The organism is Pseudomonas sp. NPDC089392 (assembly GCF_044749595.1).
In the GTDB taxonomy this organism is placed as follows: Bacteria; Pseudomonadota; Gammaproteobacteria; order Pseudomonadales; family Pseudomonadaceae; genus Aquipseudomonas.
On record NZ_JBIVIF010000016.1, the window covers coordinates 57,319 to 77,295 of the forward strand.

Consider the following 19,977-nt stretch of genomic DNA (forward strand, 5'->3'; position numbering starts at 1 on the left):
CCAGGAGAACACCCATGTCGCAATCGATTCGTGACAACCTCAAGCGCCTGCTGGCGCCCCGGCACCTGGCCTTCGTCGGCGGGCGCAGCATGGCGCGCGCGCTCAAGCGCTGCGCCGAAGGTGGCTTTGGCGGCGAGTTATGGCTGGTCAACCCGCAGCATGAAAGCCTCGAAGGCATCCCCTGCGTTGCGCGGGTGGCCGACTTGCCTTACGCCCCGGACGCGGTGTTCATCGCCACCAACCGCGAGCTGACCTTGCAGTGCGTTGCCGAGCTGGCCGCGCGCGGCGCCGGTGGCGCCATTTGCTATGCCTCGGGCTTTGCCGAAAGCGGCGAGGAAGGCCGCCAGCTGCAGCAGCGCCTGCTTGCGGCCGCCGGCAACATGGCCTTGCTCGGCCCCAACTGCTACGGCCTGCTCGACTACCTGCACGGCGCTGCCCTGTGGCCGGTGGCCCATGGCGGCAAGCCGGTGGAGAAGGGCGTGGCTATCCTCACCCAGAGCGGCAACTTCGCCTACAACCTGTCCATGAGCGACCGCTCGCTGCCCGTGGCCTACATGGCCTCGGTCGGCAACCAGGCGCAATTGGGCGTGGCCGAATTGATGGACGTGCTGCTCGACGACCCACGGGTGACCGCCATCGGCCTGCACCTGGAAGGCCTGAAGAATGTGCCGGGCTTTGCCCGCGCCGCCTACAAGGCACTGCAGCAGGGCACGCCGATCATTGCGCTGAAGACTGGCGTATCACAGATCGGTGCCGAGCTGGCGCTCAGCCACACCAGCTCGTTGTCGGGTTCCGATGCCCTGTACGACAGCCTGTTCCAGCGCCTGGGTGTAATCCGCGTCAGCGGCCCGGTGAGCTTTGTCGAAACCCTTAAAGCAGCCGCTTGCGGGCGATTGCCGGCAGACGGCGAGCTGATCGCGTTGGCCTGCTCAGGCGGCGATGCCGGCCTGATCGCCGACTATGCCGAGCGTAACCAGCTGCACCTGCCGAAGCTTGCGCAAGGGCAGGTGGCGGCACTGGCCGAAGTGCTGCCGGCCTACGCCAACCTGGTCAACCCGCTGGATTTCACCACCGCTATCTGGGGTGATGAAGCAGCCCTGCAACGCATGCTCGACAGTACCCTGAACGGCGCCGCCGACGCGGCCATGCTGGTGCTGGACTACCCGGCGGCGTTCACCGGTGAACGCAAGGAATGCGACCTGCTGCTGGCGCTGTTCTGCGATGCACTGGAGCGCCACGGCAAGATCGGCTTTGTCACCTCGGCATTCCCGGAGCTGTTGCCCGCCTGCGCGCGCGAACGCCTGCATGCGCGTGGCATCGCTGCCCTGCAGGGCGTCGAGGATGGCCTCGCGGCCTGGGGCCGCATCGTTGCCTACCAGCGCAACCGCCAGCGGCTTCTGGAGCAGGGCGAGGCCGCACGGGTACCGCTGTGCCCACAGGCCCTCACGGGCGAAGACCGGCTGCTGGACGAATGGCAGTCCAAGCAAGCCTTGCGCGCCTTTGGCCTGCCGGTTCCGGCCGGGCTGCTGAGCACACCCGAGCGCGCCGTGGCAGACGCCGCACGCGTCGGCTACCCGCTGGTACTCAAGGCGGTTAGCGCGCAGCTGCCGCACAAGACTGAAGCCGGTGCGGTGGCGCTGAACCTGCGCGATGCCGCCGCCCTCGAAGCCGCGCTGGTACAGATTCGCCAGCGCATCGCCGCCTATGCCCCGCAGGTGCCGTTCGACCAGGTGCTGCTGGAGCCGATGGCCGAGCCGCCGCTGGCCGAACTTATCGTCGGCATCAAGCGCGAGCACGATTTCGCCCTGGCCCTGGTGATCGGTACCGGTGGTGTGCTGGTCGAGCTGCTCAAGGACAGCGTCAGCCTGTTGCTACCCACCACAGAGAGTGCCATTCGTGCCGCGCTGCTCAGCCTGCGCAGCGCCAGCCTGCTGCAGGGCTTCCGTGGTCGCCCGGTCGCCGACCTTGACGCGTTGGTTACGGCCATCCGCTCGGTAGCCGACTACGCCTGCGAAAACGCCGGGCAATTGCTGGAGCTGGATGTGAACCCATTGATGGTTGGTGCCCACGGCACCACTGCGGTCGACGCGCTGATCCGTCTCGGCCAGGCGCAAGGAGTACGACATGAATGACCTTACCCTGACCGCCGGCCAGGCGCTGGTGCGCCTGTTGGCCAACTACGGCGTGGAAACGGTATTCGGCATCCCCGGGGTACACACCTTGGAGCTGTACCGCGGCCTGCCGGGTAGCGGCATCCGCCATGTGCTCACCCGTCACGAGCAAGGCGCCGGCTTCATGGCCGACGGCTACGCCCGGGTCAGTGGCAAACCGGGTGTGTGCTTCGTCATCACTGGCCCGGGCGTGACCAACGCCGCCACCGCTATCGGCCAGGCCTATGCCGACTCGGTGCCGATGCTGGTGATCTCCAGCGTCAACCACACCGCCAGCCTGGGCAAGGGTTGGGGCTGCCTGCACGAAACCCAGGACCAGCGCGCCATGACCGCGCCGATCACCGCATTCTCCGCCGTGGCCCTGCGTGGCGAGGACTTGCCTGAGTTGATCGCCAGGGCCTGGGCGGTGTTCGACAGCGAGCGGCCACGCCCGGTGCATATCTCGGTACCGCTGGACGTGCTGGCCGCGCCGGTCAGCCGCGACTGGAGCCATGAAGTGGTGCGCCGCCCTGGGCGTGGCCAGCCATGCCGGGAAATCCTCGATCAGGCTGCTCTGAAACTGGCTGCCGCCAAGCGGCCCATGATTATTGCCGGTGGTGGTGCACTGCACGCGGCCGAACAATTGCAGCAACTGAGCACCCGGCTGGCGGCGCCGCTGTTCACCAGCGTGGCCGGCAAGGGCCTGCTGCCAGCGGACGCGCCACTCAATGCCGGTTCCAGTCTGTGCGTTGAGCCGGGCTGGCAACTGATCAGCCAAGCCGACGTAGTGCTGGCGGTAGGCACCGAAATGGCCGACACCGATTACTGGCGCGAGCGCCTGCCGCTCAATGGCGAGCTGCTGCGCGTGGACATCGACCCGCGCAAGTTCAACGACTTCTACCCCTGTGCCATTGCCCTGCACGGCGATGCCCGGCAAACCCTGGCCGGCTTGCTCGAACACCTGCCAGAACTGACCCGTGACCCGGCCCAGGCCAGCGAAGCGGTGGCCAACCTGCGCCAGGCCATTCGCAATGGCCATGCACCGTTGCAAGCCACGCATCAGGCGATTCTGGACCGAATTGCTGCCGTGCTGCCCGACGACGCCTTCATCAGCAGCGACATGACCCAGCTGGCCTACACCGGCAACTACGCCTTCGCCAGCCGGGCGCCGCGCAGCTGGCTGCATCCCACTGGCTACGGCACCCTCGGCTACGGCCTGCCGGCCGGCATCGGCGGCATGCTCGCCACCAACCATCGCCCAGGCCTGGTGCTGGTCGGTGATGGCGGCTTCCTCTACACCGCCCAGGAACTGGCCACTGCCGTCGAGGAACTGGACCGCCCCTTGGTGGTGCTGCTGTGGAACAACGACGCCCTTGGCCAGATCCGCGACGACATGCTCGGCCTGGACATCGAGCCGGTCGGCGTGCTGCCACGCAACCCGGATTTCATCGGCCTGGCCCGCGCTTTCGGTTGCGCGGTGCGCCAGCCGCGTGACCTGGACGCGCTGCAGGCCGACCTGGCCAGCGGTTTCGCCACACCCGGCGTGACCTTCATCGAACTCAAACACACCTGCGTCTGCTAAGCCGCGCATAACGACAATAACAAGAGAAACCACCATGCCATTTCGCCGTACCCTTCTGGCCGCATCGCTGGCCCTGCTGATCACTGGCCAGGCCCCGCTGTACGCTGCACCACCGCTGTCGATGGACAACGGCACCAACGCCCTGACCGTGCAGAACAGCAACGCCTGGGTCGAAGTCAGCGCCAGCGCCCTGCAACACAACATCCGCACCCTGCAGGCAGAGCTGGGTGGCAAGTCCAAACTGTGCGCCGTGCTCAAGGCCGACGCCTACGGCCACGGCATTGGCCTGGTGATGCCATCGATCATTGCCCAGGGCGTGCCCTGCGTGGCGGTGGCCAGCAACGAAGAGGCCCGCGTGGTTCGCGCCAGTGGCTTTACCGGGCAACTGGTGCGGGTACGCCTGGCCAGCCTCAGCGAACTGGAAGACGCCCTGCAATACGACATGGAAGAGCTGGTCGGCAGCGCCGAGTTCGCCCGCCAGGTCGACGCCATCGCCGCGCGCCACGGCAAGACCCTGCGCATTCACATGGCACTCAATTCCAGCGGCATGAGCCGCAACGGGGTGGAGATGACCAGCTGGTCCGGCCGTGGCGAAGCGCTGCAGATCACCGACCAGAAGCACCTCAAGCTGGTCGCGCTGATGACCCACTTCGCCGTGGAAGACAAGGACGATGTGCGCAAGGGCCTGGCGGCGTTCAACGAACAGACTGACTGGCTGATCAAGCACGCCAGGCTGGACCGCAGCAAGCTTACCCTGCACGCGGCCAACTCGTTCGCTACGCTGGAGGTGCCGGAAGCGCGCCTGGACATGGTGCGTACCGGTGGTGCGCTGTTCGGTGACACCGTGCCGGAGCGCACCGAATACAAACGTGCCATGCAGTTCAAGTCGCACGTGGCGGCGGTGCACAGCTACCCGGCGGGCAACACCGTCGGCTACGACCGCACCTTCACCCTGGCCCGTGATTCGCGCCTGGCCAACATCACCGTCGGCTACTCCGACGGCTACCGCCGGGTCTTCACCAACAAGGGCCATGTGCTGATCAACGGCCATCGCGTGCCGGTGGTAGGCAAGGTCTCGATGAACACGCTGATGGTCGATGTCACCGATTTCCCGGACGTGAAGGGTGGCAACGAAGTGGTGCTGTTCGGCAAGCAGGCCGGGGCTGAAATCACCCAGGCCGAGATGGAAGAAATCAACGACGCGCTGCTCGCCGATTTGTACACCGTGTGGGGCAGTGCCAACCCGAAGATTCTCGTCGACTGAAACCGTCATTGAAGGGAGATTGCCATGCGCTACGCCACGCTCACTCAACGCATCGCCGGCGACGGGGCTGCGGCCTGGGACATTCACTACCGGGCCCTGGCACTGCAGGCCGAGGGCAAGGACATCCTGCTGCTGTCGGTAGGTGACCCGGACTTCGACACCCCCGCGCCGATCGTCGAGGCGGCCATCGGCAGCCTGCGTGCCGGCCACACCCATTACGCCGATGTGCGCGGCAAGCTGGCGCTGCGCCAGGCCATTGCCAACCGCCACCGGCAGCGCAGCGGCCAGGCGGTGAACGCCGACCAGGTGACAGTGCTGGCAGGGGCGCAGTGCGCGCTGTTCTGCGTTGCCCAGTGCGTGCTCGACCCAGGCGACGAGGTGATCGTCGCCGAGCCGATGTACGTGACCTACGAGGCGGTGTTCGGCGCCTGTGGCGCCAAGGTGGTGCCGGTGCCGGTCAATCCGGAGAACGGCTTTCGCGTGTGCCCGCGTGATGTGGCCGAACGCATCACCCCACGCACCCGTGCCCTGGCCCTGAACAGCCCGCACAACCCCTCGGGGGCGAGCCTGCCGCGTGCTACCTGGGAGGCGCTGGCCGAGCTGTGCATCGCCCATGACCTGTGGCTGATCTCCGACGAGGTATACAGCGAGCTGCTGTATGAAGGCGAGCATGTCAGCCCCGCCAGCCTGCCGGGCATGGCCGAGCGCACCGCCACCCTCAACAGCTTGTCGAAGTCGCATGCCATGACCGGTTGGCGGGTGGGCTGGGTGATCGGTTCGGCCGAGCTGGCCACGCACCTGGAAAACCTCGCCTTGTGCATGCTGTACGGTTCGCCGGACTTTATCCAGGACGCCGCCGTGGTGGCGCTGGAGCAGCAATTGCCCGAGCTGGAGGCCATGCGCGAAGCGTATCGCCAGCGCCGCGATCGGGTGTGCGAGCAGTTGTCTGGCTGCCCGGGCATCAAGGTGCTGAAACCCGATGGCGGCATGTTCGTGATGGTCGATATTCGTGAAACCGGCCTCAGCGCCCAGGCCTTCTCCGACCGCCTGCTGGACAGCCAGGGCGTGTCGGTGCTGGCCGGCGAGGCCTTCGGCCCCAGCGCCGCCGGGCATATCCGCCTGGGCCTGGTGCTGGGCACCGAGGCCTTGGCCGACGCCTGCCAGCGCATCGCCCGCTGCGCCGCCGAACTGATGCGGGAGCAGGCCGATGCGTGAGCATGCGCGGCTGTATATCGACGGTGCCTGGCAGGTGCCGAGCGGGCAGGGCATGGCCGAGGTGATCGACCCGGCCAGCGAACAGGCCATCGGCCGCGTGCCGTTGGGGGCCGAGGCTGATGTCGAACGGGCGGTGATGGCGGCGCGGCGGGCCTTTGATGGCTGGTCGCGCACGCCGTCCAGCGTGCGTGCCGGGTACATAACGGCGCTGGCCGCACAGCTGAAAAGCCGTGCGGCGGAAATGGCCTCGGTCATCACCGACGAGCTGGGCATGCCGGTGCAGTGGTGCCCGGCGGTGCAGGTCGAGGGCCCGATTGCCGGGCTGGAGCAGTACGCCGAACTGGCCGGGCGGATGGATGAAGTGCGCGAAGTCGGCAACTCGCTGGTGTACCGCGAGGCCGTTGGCGTGTGCGCGTTCATCAACCCTTGGAACTACCCGCTGCACCAGATGATCGGCAAGCTGGCGCCGGCCTTGGCCGCCGGTTGCACAGTGGTGGTCAAGCCCAGCCAGGAAACACCGCTGCACGCGTTTCTGCTGGCCGAGATGATCGACGCCATCGGTCTGCCGGCCGGGGTGTTCAACCTGGTCAGCGGCCCGGGGGCCAAGGTGGGTGAGGCGCTGGCCCGGCACCCGCAGGTGGACATGGTGTCGTTCACTGGCTCCACCGGCGCTGGGGTAAGGGTGGCGCAGGCGGCGGCGCCAACGGTGAAGCGCGTATGCCTGGAGCTGGGTGGCAAATCACCGTTGCTGATCACCGCCGATGCTGATTTGCACGCGGCGGTGCGCCATGGTGTGCAGGATGTGATGATCAACTCGGGGCAGACCTGCACGGCCTTGACCCGCATGTTGCTGCCGGCCAGCCGGTACGCCGAGGCACTGGAAATTGCCGAGGCCGAAACCCGCGCGCTGGTCATGGGCGACCCGCGCGACCCGGCCAGTTTCCTCGGGCCGATGTGTTCAGCCGGCCAACGGCGCACGGTGCTCGACTACATTCGCCTGGGCCAGGAGGAGGGCGCGCGCTTGTTGTGCGGTGGTGGTAGCGGTGGCTGCGAGCGCGGGTTCTACGTGGCACCAACGTTGTTCGCCGACGTCGACAACCGCATGCGCATTGCCCAGGAGGAAATCTTTGGCCCGGTGTTGTGCCTGATTCCCTATGCCGACGAGTCTCAGGCGCTGGCGATGGCCAATGACTCGCCGTTCGGCCTGTCCAGTGCGGTGTGGGCCGGTAGCCGTGAGCAGGGCCTGGCCCTGGCGCGGCAGATCCGCGCCGGGCAGTGCTTCATCAACGGTGGTGGGTTCAACTACCAGGCGCCGTTTGGTGGCTACAAGCAGTCGGGCAATGGCCGCGAGTGGGGCGAAGAAGGCCTGGCGGAGTTTGTCGAAGTCAAAGCGGTGCAGTGCTGAGCCACAGCGGCAAGACAACCAGTTTTGTGTGAGGAGAAACTTTGTGAATGTACTGATCGTCCATGCTCACCCCGAGCCGCAATCGTTCACCGCTGCCCTGCGTGACCAGGCTGTGGAAACCTTCCATGCCCAGGGCCACCAGGTGCAGGTCAGCGACCTGTACGCCATGGGCTGGAACCCCGTAGCCAGTGCTGATGACTTTACCCAGCGCGAGAACCCGGAGTACCTGGTCTATGCGCTGGAGCAGCGCCAAGGGGTCAAGCGCGGCGCTATTGCCGCGGATATCCAGCAGGAGCTCGACAAGCTGCTGTGGGCCGACCTGCTGGTGCTGAACTTCCCGATCTTCTGGTTTTCGGCACCGGCGATGCTCAAGGGCTGGATCGACCGGGTGCTGGTATCGGGGGTGTGCTACGGCGGCAAGCGTTTCTACGACCAGGGTGGCTTGGCTGGCAAGAAGGCGCTGGTGACCGTGACGTTGGGCGGGCGCGAGCACATGTTTGGCGATGGGGCCATTCACGGGCCGCTGGAGGACATGTTGCGGCCGATCTTGCGTGGCACGCTGGCCTATGTCGGCTTTGACGTCCTGGCGCCGTTTGTGGCCTGGCATGTGCCGTATATCAGCGATGAGGCGCGGCAGGACTTCCTGAATCAGTACCGGCAGCGCCTGGAGCAGCTCTCCGATGACCAGCCCCTGGTGTTCCCGCGCCTGGCGCAGTTCGATGAGGCGCTTTACCCACTCCCCTGAGCCGAGCGCGGTCCTGCAGGCTCACCGCCAGCCTCGGGCTGCACGCGGTCCCTGTAGGGGCGGGTTTACCCGCGAAGAATCCAGCGCGGTGGATGGCACCGGCTGTGCCGGTGTTCGCGGCTAAAGCCGCTCCTACACAGGGACCGCGTCGGCCTTGAAAGCGTGCACATCGGGTCTGAAAACGACCACCCACACATTCGGGGTATGTCCCCCCTCGGCAAATCCCCCGATAGTGACCCCATCGGCTCGTTCCGGAGCATTCACACGATGGAGTTGCCATGCGCAAGGTACTGAAGGTGATTGGTGGTCTGCTGCTGGCGTCTGGCGCCAGCCTGGCCCAGGCGGCAGAGGTGGACAGCAGTAACACGTTGCGGTTGTACAACTGGACCGACTACATCGGCGAAACCACCCTGGCCGACTTCGAGAAGGCCACCGGCATCAAGGTCATCTACGACACCTTCGACGGCTACGAAACGGTGCAGACCAAACTGCTCACCGGCCGCTCCGGCTACGACCTGGTCATGCTCAACGCATCGCTGGTGCCGCCGCTGCTCAGCGCCGGGGTGTTCCAGCCGCTGGACAAGCAGCAGCTGCCCAGCTGGCACAACCTCGACCAGCAGGTGGTGAACAACCTGCAGGGCTACGACCCCGGCCTGAAATACTCGGCGCCCTACACCTGGGGCAGCTCGGGGGTAACCTACAATGTCGACAAGATCACTGCACGCATGCCCGATGCGCCAATCGGTTCGCTGGCCATGCTGTTCGACCCCAAGATCGTCTCGCGCTTCGCCGACTGCGGCGTCACCCTGATGGACGCGCCCACCGAAGTCATTCCGCTGGCCCTGCAGTACCTGGGCAAGGACCCGCGCAGCGCCTCGCCGGCAGACCTCAAGGCCGCCGAACAACTGCTGCTGGGCATCCGCCCGTACATTCGCAAGTTCGACTCGGTCAACTACCTGACCAGCCTGCCCAACGGCGATGTCTGCCTGGCACTGACCTGGTCCGGTGACTACGCCACTGCCCAGGCCCGTGCGGTGGAAGCGAAGAAGGACATCAAGCTGTCGTTCTTCATCCCCCAGGAAGGTTCGCTGATCTGGTTCGACAACCTGTACATCCCCAAGGACGCACCGCACGCGGCCAACGCCCACCGCTTCATCGAGTTCCTGCTGCAGCCACAGACCATGGCCAAGGTCACCGACTACATCCACTACGCCAACAGCAATGCCGCCGCCACTGCGCTGGTGCGCGACGAAATCCGCCAGGACCCGGCCATCTACCCCGACGCGCCAACCCGTGAGCGCCTGTTCGCGCAGAAAACCCAAAGCCCGAAGGACATGCGCGCCATCACCCGGGTCTGGAGCACGGTCAAGACCGGTTTCTGAACACTGCCCAACGTTTCCCGCCAAGGAGCTGCCCATGGCCACCCCAAGCAAAGCATTCGCCATTGCCCACGACCCGCTGGTGGAAGCCGACAAGGCCCACTACATGCACGGCTACCATGTATTCGACGAGCACCGCGAACAAGGTGCGCTGAACATCGTCGCCGGTGAAGGCGCCTACATCCGCGATACCCACGGCAACCGCTTCCTCGATGCCGTTGGCGGCATGTGGTGCACCAACATTGGCCTGGGCCGTGAGGAAATGGCCCTGGCCATCGCCGATCAGGTGCGCCAGCTGGCCTATTCCAACCCGTTCTCGGACATGGCCAACGATGTGGCCATCGAGCTGTGCCAGAAGCTGGCGCAGCTGGCGCCCGGCGACCTCGACCATGTGTTCCTCACCACCGGTGGCTCGACCGCGGTCGATACCGCATACCGGCTGATCCAGTACTACCAGAACTGCCGAGGCAAGCCGCACAAGAAGCACATCATCGCCCGCTACAACGCCTACCATGGCTCTACCACCCTGACCATGTCGATTGGCAACAAGGCCGCCGACCGGGTGCCGGAGTTCGATTACCACCATGACCTGATCCACCACGTCTCCAACCCCAACCCGTACCGTGCGCCGGACGACATGGACGAGGCCGAGTTCCTCGACTTCCTGGTGGCCGAGTTCGAAGACAAGATCCTTTCGCTGGGCGCCGACAACGTGGCGGCGTTCTTCGCCGAGCCGATCATGGGCTCGGGCGGGGTGATCATTCCGCCCAAGGGCTACTTCCTGCGTATGTGGCAGCTGTGCCAGACCTACGACATCCTGTTCGTCGCCGACGAAGTGGTGACCTCGTTCGGCCGCCTGGGCACCTTCTTCGCCAGCGAGGAACTGTTTGGCGTCACCCCGGACATCATCACCACCGCCAAGGGCCTGACCTCGGCCTACCTGCCATTGGGGGCGTGCATTTTCTCCGAACGTATCTGGCAGGTGATCGCCGAACCGGGCAAGGGCCGCTGCTTCACCCACGGCTTCACCTACAGCGGCCACCCGGTGTGCTGCACGGCGGCGCTGAAGAACATCGAGATCATCGAGCGCGAGCACTTGCTCGACCACGTCAAGGACGTTGGCGGCTATCTGGAACAACGCTTGCAGAGCCTGCGCGAGTTGCCGCTGGTGGGCGATGTGCGCTGCATGAAGCTGATGGCCTGCGTCGAATTCGTTGCCGACAAGGCCAGCAAGGCGCTGTTTGCCGATGAGGTGAACATCGGCGAGCGCATCCACAGCAAGGCCCAGGCCAAAGGGCTGCTGGTACGGCCGATCATGCACCTGAACGTGATGTCGCCACCGTTGATCATCACCCATGCGCAGGTGGACGAGATTGTCGATACCCTGCGCCAGTGCATCATCGAAACCGCGCGGGAACTGACCGCGCTTGGCCTGTACCAGGGCCGATGAGCCTGGCGCAAAGGGCTGTGCGCGGGCGTGCCTGGCAGGCTAGACTGCCGGGCATGACCCAGGCCTCTCCCGACACCCCGCTTACCCTGACCGTGGGCGCGCTGCAGCAATGGCACGCGGCGCTGCAGCGCGCGCTGGCGCATAGTGAAACACCCGAGGCGCTGGTGCATGTGGCTGCCGCCATTGGCCAGCTGGTGCAGGTTGAATCGATGATGATCAGCCTCGAATGCCAGGGGCGGGCGCCGCAGTTGCTGTACCAGCAAGGCATCCCCGAGCTGCACCGCGCTGCCGTGCTGGAGCGCTACTTCAGCGCCGGCTACCTGCTCGACCCGTTCTGCCTGGCGGTGCAAAGCGGCCTGGCCGAGGGCTTCTACCACCTGCAGGAAATCGCCCCCGACAACTTCTTCGACAGTGACTATTACAAGGCCTATTACCTAGGCACCGGTTGCAGTGAAGACAGCTACTACATCGTCGACCTCAGCGCTGGCCGCAAGCTGTCCCTGAGCTTGTTTCAGGGGTGTAGCGGCACGCCCCTGAGCGCCGGGCAGGTGGACCTGCTGCGTGCGCTGGAACCGATGGTGCGCGAACTGCTCGGGCGCTATGCCCGGTATAACCTGGAGCCGGGAACTGTTTCAGCCGAGCGGGGCAGCTTGCAGGCGGCGTTTGACAGCTTCGGCTGCCAGGTGCTGACCGACCGTGAGCGGGAGGTGGCGCACATGATTCTGCGTGGGCACTCGGTGAAGTCCACTGCGCTGGAACTGGGTATCTCGCCGGAGACGGTGCGCATGCATCGGAAGAATTTGTATCTGAAGCTGGAGATCAATTCGCAGTCGGAGTTGTTTGCGCGGTTTATCGACTGGTTGCGCGGCGATCACCTCAAGCTTTAGAAGCTATCGCGGTCCCTGTGGGAGCGGGTTTACCCGCGAACACGGGCGAAGCCCGTGCCATCCACCGCGGTGTCTGCTTCGCGGGTGAACCCGCTCCCACAGGGATCGCATCAGCTGTGAAATTTCGGGCAGGTCACGAAGCCGCCAGGCGGGCTTCGAGGGCGGCAATGTGCGCCTGCAGCCGTTCATGCTCCAGGCGCTCGGCGCTGATGTCTTCGAACACGCTGATCAGGTGTTCCGGCTCACCGTTGTCGTGGCGTTGCAGCGAGGTGCGCGCGCGCACCCAGATGTACTCGCCATTCTTGTGCCGCACGCGCTTTTCCACCTCGTAACGCTCGGTTTCACCTGCCAGCATGCGTTGCAGCAGCTGGAGGTTCAGCGGCAGGTCGTCGGGGTGGGTGATGTGCTGGAAGGTCGTGGCGTAGAGCTCTTCAGCACGGTAGCCAAGCATTTCGCACAGGCTGCTGTTGACCCGTTGCCAGGTGCCGTTCGGGTCGATGTAGGCGAGGGCGCCCCAGGCCAGCTCGAAAATCGCCCGAAAGCGTTCTTCGCTTTGCCTCAGCGCCTGCTGCGCCACTTGCCGTTCGGTGTTGTCCATGCTGATGCCGACCATCTTCACCGAACGCCCGGCACTGTCGCGTACCACGGTGGCGCGGGAGGAAATCCAGCACAGCGTACCGTCAGGGCGGGTAAGGCGGAAGTCACACTCGCAACTGGTGCCGCTTTCCACCGTCTCGGCATACATCGCCTGCATCCGCGCCACATCTTCTGCCGGCAGATGCTTCCAGAAGTCTTCGTTGCGGTGCACCGGCCAGCCATACACCTGCTCGACGTTGGGCGAGTAGGTGACTTCGTCGCTGATCAGGTTCCACTCCCAGGTGACGATGCGCGCACCTTCCTGGGCCAGCTTCATGCGCGTTTCGCTTTCCATGATTTCGGCGGTCAGGCGCCGGCGCAGGTCGGTCATCGGCAGCTCGACCACCTGCGGTTGCTGGATGTTCTGCAGGGCCTCGTCGCCGTAGCGCAGCCAGATCCAGTTGACCTTGAGAAAGTCGGCCAGCTTGCGCAGGTTGTCGTAGTCGATCTCGCCGCCGCGGGTCCATTTGTGCACCGCAGTGCGCGAAATGCCCAGGGCCGTGCCCACGGCTTGCAGGGTCAGCTTGTGGTGCTCGAGCAGTTCCTTGAGGCGGAAGGCGAAGTTGTTTTCCAACATCGGCAGGTGTCCTGATCTGGGCCAAGAGCCTGCCAGTATACCCAAGCTGTCAACTTTTGGTTGACGACCTTCAGCGTCACTTCGTGTAGGAGCGGCCTTGTGTCGCGATGGGGCGCGAAGCGGCCCCAGGATCCTTGCCTTGCCACAACATTATGGGGGCCGCTGCGCGGCCCATCGCGACACAAGGCCGCTCCTACAGGGACCACGTCAGTCAGAGATCGAGCACCAGGCGGGCAGTACGGGCACGCGAGACGCACAGCATGATGCTTTGCTGCGCCGCCTTTTCTTCATCGCTCAGGTACTGGTCATAATGCTCGGCTTCACCTTCAAGGATGGCCGTCTCGCAGGTACCGCACACGCCTTCGCGGCACAGGCACTCGACCTTGGCAGCCTTGGATTTCTCGATGGCCTGCAGAATGGTCATGCCTTCTTCGACCTGCAGTTCCACCCCCGATTGCGCCAGCACCACGGTAAAGGCACTGCCGGTTACCGGGGTGGCGGCAAACTGTTCCCAGTGCACGCGCTGCTCGGCAATGCCAGCCTGGGCGGCGCAGGCGATGACCGCGTCGATCAGTGGTTTCGGGCCGCACACATACAGGTGGGCCTGTTCGTCCAGCCCCGCGCACAGGGCCGCGAGGTCGAGCTTGCGGTCGAGGCTGTCGATGTAGAAACGGGTATTTTCAGCGTGTGGGCCGCTGGCCAGTTGCTCCTGGAACGCCCCATGTTCCGGCGCGCGGAAGGCGTAGTGCAGTTCATAGTCGGCGCTGCCGCCTTCCAGCTCATGCAGTTGCGCCAGGAACGGGGTAATGCCGATACCGCCGGCAATCAGCACGTGGCGGCCGGCCGCAGGGTCCAGGGCGAACAGGTTGTTGGGCGAGGAGATGGTCAGGCGAGTGCCGACTTCCACCTGCTGGTGCATGAACGCCGAGCCGCCCTTGGACTGCTCTTCCAGGCGCACGCCAATCTGGTAGCTGCGGGTGTCGCGCGGGTCGCTCATCAACGAGTAGGCGTTGCTGAACTGGCTGCCGTCGGCGCCCTGCATCTGCACGATGACGTGGCTGCCACCAGTGAAGGCGGGCATCGCCGCGCCATCTTCGCGGGCCAGGGTAAAGCGCTTGATCAGCGGCGTGGCTTGTTCCACGTCGGTCACGTGTACGCTGAACATTTCATAAGTGTTGGCCATGGTTCACCTCGACTGCCTGGGTGCGCGGCAGGCCCTGCCGCGCACCTTTACGTGCCTATAAACGTGGAGCGGTTGCCATCAATCGTCGAGGTGGGCCACGGCGATCAGGTTGTGGAAGTGGGCAATGCCGTGCTCGCTCATGCCGCTGCGCTCGCGGTCGGCCATGATCCGGCCCTGGCCACGGTAGCCACGAGACTTCAGGCCCTTCTGCACGCTTTCGACCAGGCGCAGGTCTTCTGGGCGGAACACTTCGCGGTACCAGTCGATCAGCTTCTGCTGTTCTTCGGTAATGTCCTTGTTGAGGAAGTAGATGTCGTAGTGCTGCAGGGTGGTTTCGGCATCGACCGGGAACTCGTAGATCACGGTCATGAAGTTGGCCCCTGGCGGCACGTTGAACATGGTGCACGGCCAGGCCCAGAAGCCGGCGAACGACGGGTCTTTCACGCTTTCATCGAACTTGAACGACTGCTCCGAAGGCTTGGCCAGGCCGTATTGCAGGGTCCAGTTGCCGTGCATGCTGTGGCTGTACTGGCCAACGTCCACCGAGTCGGAGAAGCCTGGGTGGGCAGGGGCGCAGTGGTAGCACTCCAGGTAGTTGTCGACGATCGACTTCCAGTTGGCCGGGGTGTCGCTGACGAAGCGTGCCGCCAGGTGCAGGTCATCGATGACCGCGCAGGCTTCACGCATGCGTGCTTGCAGGCCTGGCAGCTGGTCTTCGACGGAGCCGGCGTCCATGTCCATGTTGATGAAGATGAAGCCGGCGTATTCCTCTACGCGCAGCTGCACCAGGGTGGATTTTTCCTTGTCGAAGTTGACCACGTTGTCGCAGTTGCGGGCGTGGGCCAGTTCGCCGTCGAGCTTGAAGGTCCAGGCGTGGTACGGGCAAGTGATGACGTTCTTGGCCTTGCCGCTACCGCTGAGCAGCTGGTGGCCACGGTGCGGGCAGACGTTGTAGAACGCGCGCAACACGCTGTCACGGCCGCGCACGATGATGATGCTTTCGCCAATCACTTCGCGGGTGATGTAGGCGTTGTTGCCTGCCACTTCACTGCGGTGGCCCACGCAGATCCAGCTGCGGGCGAAGATGGCTTCCTTCTCATGCTCGAACACCGAAGCCTGGGTGTAGAAGTTGGCGGGGATGGTGAAGGCCTCTTCGGCGTTCGCACAGAAATCGGCGGGCAGGCGTTTGAAGTCGTTCATGACGGGTTTCTCACAAGCTCGGTTTATAGTTGCTGGTTAACGCGTATCTGTCAGTTAACAGATCAGGCAAAAAAATTTGTCGCCATCAAAGGGGCTGCTTTGCAGCCCCATTGCGGGCAAGCCCGCTCCTACAGATTGTTCAATGCACCGCAGCGGCGCTGCGCGGGGCGTGCTCGACGGGCTCTTCGCCAGCCATGCGGGCTGCTTCTTCATCGATGAGGTGGGCCGATACCTGGCCGTAGTCAGCGATCATCCACTTGAAGAAACCGTAGATCTTCACCAGCAGAATCACCATGAACGGGATCGCGGTCAGCACCACGGCAGTCTTCATGGTCGACAGCGAGGCCTTGGCAAACAGCATGGCCAGCGGCACCAGGGTCAGCACCACGCACCAGAACAGGCGGTGGGTCGGCGTCGGGTCGTCGCCTTCACGCAGGTTGCGGGTGCTGGTGGCAGCCACCGCGTAGGCTGCGGCATCCATATGCGAGGCACAGAAGATGGCCATGATGAACAGGTACACGCCGAGGAACATCTGGCCCCATGGCAACGCCAGCAGCAGGTGGGTAACGGCTGATTCACCGCCTTGTTCGGCGAGCATTTTCGGTACGTCCACGGCGCCGGTGATGAACTGGTGCATGCTGTAGCTTTCCAGCGCGCCAAAGAAGAACCAGCAACCGAAACTGCCGCCCAGCAGCAGGGCCAGCACCACTTCCTTGATCTGCCGGCCGCGCGAAACGCGGGTCACGAACATGGCCACGCCTGGTGCGTAAGATACCCACCACAGCCAGTAGAACACCGTCCAGTTGCGGGTGAAGGCACCGTCGCCGGCCGGGTCGGTGAACAGGCTCATGTGTACGTAGTTCTGCATCATCAGGCCAATCGAGTTGGCAGTGTTGTTGATGGTGAACTGGGTCGGGCCTACCAGCAGGACGACTGCGGCAAATACCAGGGCGCCGATGCACACCATCTTGCTCAGGCGCTGCAGGCCGCCATCGATGCCGATGTACGAGCTGAGCGAGAACATTACGGCCACGCCGCCGATCACCATCAGTTGCACGGTGAAAGTGTCCGGGGTGCCGGTCAGGTCATGCAGGCCACGGGTCAGGGTGGAAGCGGTCAGGGCCAGCGACACGGTCAGCGCGCCCATCATGGTCAGCAGGAAGATCAGGTCGACACTACGGCCTACCGGGCCGGTGGCCTTGAAGCCGGTTACCGCTTCGACGATCGAGGCCAGGTTAAGGCCGCTCTTCTTGCGCACATGGAAGTGGTAGGCCATGGCCAGCGAGGCCAAGGCGTAGATCGACCAGGCGCTGATACCCCAGTGGAAGAACGAGTAGCCAACGCTGTATTCCAGCGCCTTGGGGGTGGCGGCGGCGATATTGAGGCCTGGGGTCTGGTAGTAGTAGGCCCATTCCATCACGCCCCAGTACAGGGTCGACGAACCCATGCCGGCGCAGATGAACATGAACACCCAGGTGGCGGTGGCGTATTCAGGCTTGCCACTGCCCAGGCGGATATTGCCGTATTTGCTGAAGGCCAGGTACAGCACGGCCAGGGTGCTACCGAACACCAGAATCTGCACGCTGGTGCCGAAGGTGCGGGTGGACAGTTCGAACAGCTGGTTTGCAGCGCTTTCAGCCTGGGCGGGGAAGGCTGCAAGGCCGATCACGGTGAGCAGTACGGCAATCAGGCTCACAGTAATCAGGAACACATCAATCTTTTTATTCTTGTGCGACATCATCGTCTCCTGGGACGTTGGCGTACTTGTTATACCCGGCAGGCATCCGGGGTGTTGCAGTACCACTCCTTCCTTGGTTGTTAACTGTTGATTAACAAATATCTAACGGTTAACAGATTTTGCATACAATCCGCGCCGCTCGCAAGAGGCAAGGGGCCGATTGTCAGACAGTCCTGACAATCGGCCCCTTGTGCATCAGGCTTCGACCAGCGCAGTGATGGCCTGGCCCACTTGCTGGGTGGATTGCTGCCCACCCATGTCGCGGGTCACGTCACCGGCGGCGATGACCTGCTCGATGGCCTTGAGAATGTCGTCGTGGGCGGCGCGGTAGCGTGGGTCGGCGCCGTCGTTGCCGAGGAAGTCGAGCATCAGCGCACCCGACCAGATCATCGCGATCGGGTTGGCGATGTTCTTGCCGTAGATGTCCGGCGCCGAGCCATGCACGGGTTCGAACAGCGACGGGAACTTGCGCTCGGGGTTGAGGTTGGCCGACGGCGCGATGCCAATGGTGCCGGCGCAGGCCGGGCCGAGGTCGGAGAGGATGTCGCCGAACAGGTTCGAGGCCACCACCACGTCGAAGCGGTCCGGCTGCAGCACGAAGCGCGCACAGAGGATATCGATGTGCTGCTTGTCCCAGCTGATTTCCGGATAATTGGCAGCCATTGCCGCGGTGCGCTCGTCCCAGTACGGCATGCTCACGGCCATGCCGTTGGACTTGGTGGCCGAGGTAACGTGCTTGCGTTCGCGGGTCTGGGCCACGTCGAAGGCGTACTTGAGGATGCGGTCGACGCCGCGGCGGGTGAACACCGACTCCTGCAGCACGAACTCGTTTTCAGTGCCTTCGAACATGCGCCCACCCAGCGACGAGTATTCGCCCTCGGTGTTTTCGCGGATGACCACGAAGTCGATGTCGCCTGGCTCACGGCCAGCCAGCGGGCAAGGTACGCCAGGGAACAGGCGCACCGGGCGGATGTTCACGTACTGGTCGAAGTCGCGGCGGAACTTGAGCAGCGAACCCCACAGCGAGATGTGGTCCGGCACCTTGTCTGGCCAGCCGACGGCACCGAAGTACAGGGCGTCGAAGCCCTTGAGCTGTTCGAACCAGTCATCCGGCATCATCTTGCCGTGGGCCAGGTAGTAGTCGCAGCTGGCCCACTCGAAGAACTCGAAGCTGATGTCCAGGCCGTGCTTGCGTGCAGCCGCCTCGACCACGCGAATGCCTTCTGGCAGTACTTCGTTGCCGATGCCATCGCCGGGGATTGCCGCGATTCTGAAAGTCTTGCTCATGGGGTGCACTCGTTGTCTAGGGAACAGGTGCTGGCCATGCTATAAGGGCTTGCTCCGGAGATAATCTGGCCAATCATGGATTCTTGGAACACGCTACGTGAATAATCTGCCCAACCTCGACGACCTCAACATCTTCCTGCAGGTGGCCAAGCGCGCCAGCTTCGCGGCCGTGGCCGACGAGTTGGGCATGTCGGCGGCGTACATCAGCAAACGCATCCGCATGCTTGAGCAAACCCTGGAGGTGCGCCTGCTGCACCGCACCACCCGGCGGGTGACGGTGAGCGAGGAGGGTGAGCGGGTGTATCAATGGGCGTTGCAGATTTTCGATGCGGTGCAGCGCATGGGCGATGACATCAGCGCCCAGCACCGCGAGCCGGCCGGGCAGCTGCGTATTGCCAGCAGCCTGGGCCTGGGCCGGCGCTTCGTGGCACCGGCCTTGTCGGAGCTGGCCGAACGCTACCCACGGCTGGACATTCGCCTGGACGTGCACGACCGGCTGGTGGACCTGATTGCCGAGGGCGTCGACCTGGACATCCGCGTGGGTAATGCCATTGCCCCCAACCTGATCGCCAAGCCACTGGCGCGTAACCGCCGTGTGCTATGCGCGGCGCCGGCCTACCTGGCCCGGCGCGGCACGCCCAAGGTGCTGGGCGACCTGGCCAGCCACGACTGCCTGGTGATCAAGGAGCGCGACCACCCGTTTGGTGTGTGGCAGCTGATGGGGCCGGACGGTGAAGAGGGGGTGCGGGTGACTGGCGGCTTGTCTACGAATCATGGCGAAGTGGCGCACCAGTGGTGCCTTGACGGGCGCGGGATATTGCTGCGTTCGTGGTGGGATGTGCACGACAGCCTGCAGGACGGGCGGCTGGTGCAGGTGCTGGAGGACTATCACCAGCCGGCGGATATCTGGGCGGTGTACACCTCGCCGCTGGCCAGTTCGGCCAAGGTGCGGGTGGCGGTGGACTTTTTCCGGCAGTATTTTGCCGAGCGCTATAGCTTGCCGGTGTAGGAGCGGGTTTATCGAGGCATCGAACCGCCGCGAATGCGGTGGCGGCTGCGGCGGTGAATTGTCGGTAGAAGTTGGCCAGCAGGCCCGGCCCTTTCGCGGCTAAAGCCGCTCCTACGACGGGCTGTGTTGAGCCACCGATGTGTGTGCACCACCGGTCAATGTAGGAGCGGGTTCACCCGCGAATGCGGTGGCGGCTGCGGCGGTGAATGGCCGGTAGAAATTGGCCGGCAGGCCCGGCCCTTTCGCGGCTAAAGCCGCTCCTACGACGGG

Annotated in this window: 15 protein-coding genes; 10 read left to right on the forward strand and 5 right to left on the reverse strand. The window is 64.4% G+C overall.

Annotation, left to right across the window (positions count from 1 at the left end; translation table 11 throughout):
- Positions 1–14 precede the first annotated feature (14 nt).
- The 9 genes from ACIP1G_RS15660 (at position 15) to ACIP1G_RS15700 (ending at position 12,077) form a co-directional block, all read left to right on the forward strand.
- Positions 15–2,132: an acetate--CoA ligase family protein gene (locus ACIP1G_RS15660; RefSeq protein WP_400738582.1), complete on the forward strand. Its 2,118-nt coding sequence runs from the start codon at positions 15–17 to the stop codon at positions 2,130–2,132.
- The gene (locus tag ACIP1G_RS15665; protein ID WP_400738585.1) at positions 2,125–3,732 is read left to right on the forward strand and encodes a 5-guanidino-2-oxopentanoate decarboxylase; all 1,608 of its coding nucleotides are present in this window, start codon (positions 2,125–2,127) and stop codon (positions 3,730–3,732) included. The genes ACIP1G_RS15660 and ACIP1G_RS15665 overlap by 8 nt, the downstream gene beginning before the upstream one ends.
- 34 nt (positions 3,733–3,766) lie before the next feature.
- The gene (gene alr / locus ACIP1G_RS15670) at positions 3,767–4,996 is read left to right on the forward strand and encodes an alanine racemase (RefSeq protein WP_400738588.1); all 1,230 of its coding nucleotides are present in this window, start codon (positions 3,767–3,769) and stop codon (positions 4,994–4,996) included.
- 24 nt (positions 4,997–5,020) lie between these two features.
- The gene (locus tag ACIP1G_RS15675; protein WP_400738591.1) at positions 5,021–6,211 is read left to right on the forward strand and encodes a pyridoxal phosphate-dependent aminotransferase; all 1,191 of its coding nucleotides are present in this window, start codon (positions 5,021–5,023) and stop codon (positions 6,209–6,211) included.
- Complete coding sequence (locus ACIP1G_RS15680; protein WP_400738594.1) at positions 6,204–7,616, forward strand: aldehyde dehydrogenase family protein; 1,413 nt, start codon at positions 6,204–6,206, stop codon at positions 7,614–7,616. Before ACIP1G_RS15675 ends, ACIP1G_RS15680 begins: the two co-directional genes overlap by 8 nt.
- A 43-nt stretch (positions 7,617–7,659) precedes the next feature.
- Positions 7,660–8,361: an NAD(P)H-dependent oxidoreductase gene (locus ACIP1G_RS15685; RefSeq protein ID WP_400738597.1), complete on the forward strand. Its 702-nt coding sequence runs from the start codon at positions 7,660–7,662 to the stop codon at positions 8,359–8,361.
- Between the two features lie 278 nt (positions 8,362–8,639).
- Positions 8,640–9,743 carry a polyamine ABC transporter substrate-binding protein gene (locus ACIP1G_RS15690; RefSeq protein WP_400738600.1) on the forward strand — a complete coding sequence of 368 codons (1,104 nt, stop codon included), beginning with the start codon at positions 8,640–8,642 and terminating at the stop codon, positions 9,741–9,743.
- A 34-nt stretch (positions 9,744–9,777) separates the two neighbouring features.
- Complete coding sequence (locus ACIP1G_RS15695) at positions 9,778–11,190, forward strand: aminotransferase (RefSeq protein WP_400738603.1); 1,413 nt, start codon at positions 9,778–9,780, stop codon at positions 11,188–11,190.
- 53 nt (positions 11,191–11,243) lie between these two features.
- Positions 11,244–12,077, forward strand: a complete 834-nt coding sequence (locus ACIP1G_RS15700) for a helix-turn-helix transcriptional regulator (RefSeq protein ID WP_400738605.1) — start codon at positions 11,244–11,246, stop codon at positions 12,075–12,077.
- Positions 12,078–12,210: 133 nt separating this feature from the next.
- On the opposite strand, the gene ACIP1G_RS15705 is transcribed toward ACIP1G_RS15700, so the two are convergent.
- From ACIP1G_RS15705 to ACIP1G_RS15725, 5 genes are all read right to left on the reverse strand, one after another.
- Positions 12,211–13,290 carry a PAS domain-containing protein gene (locus tag ACIP1G_RS15705; protein WP_400738607.1) on the reverse strand — a complete coding sequence of 360 codons (1,080 nt, stop codon included), beginning with the start codon at positions 13,288–13,290 and terminating at the stop codon, positions 12,211–12,213.
- Positions 13,291–13,501: 211 nt separating this feature from the next.
- Positions 13,502–14,473: a PDR/VanB family oxidoreductase gene (locus ACIP1G_RS15710; protein ID WP_400738608.1), complete on the reverse strand. Its 972-nt coding sequence runs from the start codon at positions 14,471–14,473 to the stop codon at positions 13,502–13,504.
- Between the two features lie 78 nt (positions 14,474–14,551).
- Entirely contained in the window at positions 14,552–15,673 is a 1,122-nt protein-coding gene (locus ACIP1G_RS15715; protein ID WP_400738609.1) for an aromatic ring-hydroxylating dioxygenase subunit alpha, read from the reverse strand.
- A gap of 139 nt (positions 15,674–15,812) precedes the next feature.
- The gene (locus ACIP1G_RS15720; RefSeq protein ID WP_400738610.1) at positions 15,813–17,411 is read right to left on the reverse strand and encodes a BCCT family transporter; all 1,599 of its coding nucleotides are present in this window, start codon (positions 17,409–17,411) and stop codon (positions 15,813–15,815) included.
- 195 nt (positions 17,412–17,606) lie between these two features.
- Positions 17,607–18,698: a tartrate dehydrogenase gene (locus ACIP1G_RS15725; RefSeq protein ID WP_069943397.1), complete on the reverse strand. Its 1,092-nt coding sequence runs from the start codon at positions 18,696–18,698 to the stop codon at positions 17,607–17,609.
- 97 nt (positions 18,699–18,795) lie between these two features.
- On the opposite strand from ACIP1G_RS15725, the gene ACIP1G_RS15730 reads away from it, so the two are divergent.
- Complete coding sequence (locus ACIP1G_RS15730; RefSeq protein WP_400738611.1) at positions 18,796–19,707, forward strand: LysR substrate-binding domain-containing protein; 912 nt, start codon at positions 18,796–18,798, stop codon at positions 19,705–19,707.
- Positions 19,708–19,977: the final 270 nt, after the last annotated feature.

Excerpts from the sequence above, each read along its gene's own strand:
- ACIP1G_RS15690 (WP_400738600.1), top strand. The coding sequence starts at position 8,640 with ATGCGCAAGGTACTGAAGGTGATTGGTGGTCTGCTGCTGGCGTCTGGC.
- ACIP1G_RS15675 (WP_400738591.1), top strand. The coding sequence starts at position 5,021 with ATGCGCTACGCCACGCTCACTCAACGCATCGCCGGCGACGGGGCTGCG.
- alr (WP_400738588.1), top strand. The coding sequence starts at position 3,767 with ATGCCATTTCGCCGTACCCTTCTGGCCGCATCGCTGGCCCTGCTGATC.
- ACIP1G_RS15715 (WP_400738609.1), bottom strand. The coding sequence starts at position 15,673 with ATGAACGACTTCAAACGCCTGCCCGCCGATTTCTGTGCGAACGCCGAA.
- ACIP1G_RS15700 (WP_400738605.1), top strand. The coding sequence starts at position 11,244 with ATGACCCAGGCCTCTCCCGACACCCCGCTTACCCTGACCGTGGGCGCG.
- ACIP1G_RS15680 (WP_400738594.1), top strand. The coding sequence starts at position 6,204 with ATGCGTGAGCATGCGCGGCTGTATATCGACGGTGCCTGGCAGGTGCCG.
- ACIP1G_RS15705 (WP_400738607.1), bottom strand. The coding sequence starts at position 13,290 with ATGTTGGAAAACAACTTCGCCTTCCGCCTCAAGGAACTGCTCGAGCAC.
- ACIP1G_RS15665 (WP_400738585.1), top strand. The coding sequence starts at position 2,125 with ATGAATGACCTTACCCTGACCGCCGGCCAGGCGCTGGTGCGCCTGTTG.
- ACIP1G_RS15720 (WP_400738610.1), bottom strand. The coding sequence starts at position 17,411 with ATGTCGCACAAGAATAAAAAGATTGATGTGTTCCTGATTACTGTGAGC.
- ACIP1G_RS15725 (WP_069943397.1), bottom strand. The coding sequence starts at position 18,698 with ATGAGCAAGACTTTCAGAATCGCGGCAATCCCCGGCGATGGCATCGGC.
- ACIP1G_RS15695 (WP_400738603.1), top strand. The coding sequence starts at position 9,778 with ATGGCCACCCCAAGCAAAGCATTCGCCATTGCCCACGACCCGCTGGTG.
- ACIP1G_RS15710 (WP_400738608.1), bottom strand. The coding sequence starts at position 14,473 with ATGGCCAACACTTATGAAATGTTCAGCGTACACGTGACCGACGTGGAA.
- ACIP1G_RS15660 (WP_400738582.1), top strand. The coding sequence starts at position 15 with ATGTCGCAATCGATTCGTGACAACCTCAAGCGCCTGCTGGCGCCCCGG.